Annotated in this window: 2 protein-coding genes; both read right to left on the minus strand. The window is 38.9% G+C overall.

Going from position 1 to position 1,314, the window contains the following annotated elements:
- On the minus strand, positions 1–588 hold a 588-nt coding region (locus Trichorick_RS09195), incomplete at its 3' end, for a hypothetical protein (RefSeq protein WP_323739350.1).
- A partial coding sequence (locus Trichorick_RS09200) for a TraK domain-containing protein (protein WP_323739351.1) occupies positions 581–1,314 on the minus strand: 734 nt, incomplete at its 5' end. The genes Trichorick_RS09200 and Trichorick_RS09195, both read right to left, overlap by 8 nt.

The raw sequence follows: 1,314 nt of genomic DNA on the forward strand, positions 1-1,314 counted from the left end.
GTCCATATGATTTACCGTAATCCGAGATTCGTCTATTTGCGGCCGGTTACTTTGCCGAGATTTGTCTTCTTCCTCGGATTTTACTCTAGCATTTGCAAACTCTTTCCTTGAAGAAGCCTGCTCTTCGGATAGATACTGCATTTGCGCTTTTAGTTTCTCGATCTCGGTCTTGAGCTGATTAGTGTAAGCTACCGATTGCTCGTTAATGCTATTTTCAATTAGTTTTAGCTTCTCGTCGGCAGACGTTTTAGCATCCGTTAACTTATCTTCAAAATGGTTACGCCACATTTTATCGATATCTAGAGCATGACTTGCTACCTCAAGCTTTAAGGGAGCTTTTGAATCGATCTCATGACTCACACCGCTTGAATGTTTAGAGCGATATTGCATGAAGATAAGTCCTATTATCACTGTTACCCCAAGACTTAATAACACGATTAAATCATGCTTTTTCTTAGCTTGAATAGAGCTTTCGGCATTAGGGAACGTAAGATTATCGTTTTGAACTTGTTGATTTTGAGAGTTAGCGGATTTCTCTCTCTTAAAATTAACAATCTTTTTCCAAATATTTTTTAATTTATCAATCATGCTTGTCTTCTCGCGTAATAATAAATACTTTTATTGTTCCCTTCGGCTTTATCACGTTTGACTCGAAATTAATCGCTACCGTATTTTTAAAAAGATTACTAAAATCGGTCTCAAGTAAATTTAAAGGTTTAGCGGTCAAGTTTTTTACCGATAGGCATCCGCCGCTTAAACCCCGGTAACGGTAGCTTAAATATTGAGTAATAAGCCGCTCTTTAGTTTGTTGCAGGGTACGGTTAACACCGGTTACGTAATATTTGTCCTTTTCATTCTCGATCATCGTCCTCATCATTGCGGATATTTCGGATTTTAGCTGAGGATTTGTACGTGCCGTAATATCGCTAGACGACAAAGAGGTATTTGACTCCTTACCTAAATTGATAAATATAGTTTGCGCCGCCGTATCACCTACGGTAAATCTAATATCTTGCGCTCCTCCCTGCGGTATGATTAGGCTTAATTCTATAGTCTCGCCGACCTCTACCTTCGGCTTAATAAATAAATTGCGAAAGTCGCCGCTCCAGTAGAGAGAATATTTATTCTCGTCGCCTATTACTTCGATAACCTCGCCTCCTACTACCCCTATTCTGTTAAGCTCATTTACGGCTATTACGGTTTCTATTTTTTTATTCCCCGAATATTTAAATTCGGTACTAGCACAAACCGAGCAAGCGAAAGTTATAAGCAGTAATTTTACCGACAAGGATAGTTTTGCCGCTAGACACAACT

The sequence above is a fragment of the Candidatus Trichorickettsia mobilis genome (assembly GCF_034366785.1).
Lineage (GTDB): Bacteria > Pseudomonadota > Alphaproteobacteria > Rickettsiales > Rickettsiaceae > Trichorickettsia > Trichorickettsia mobilis_A.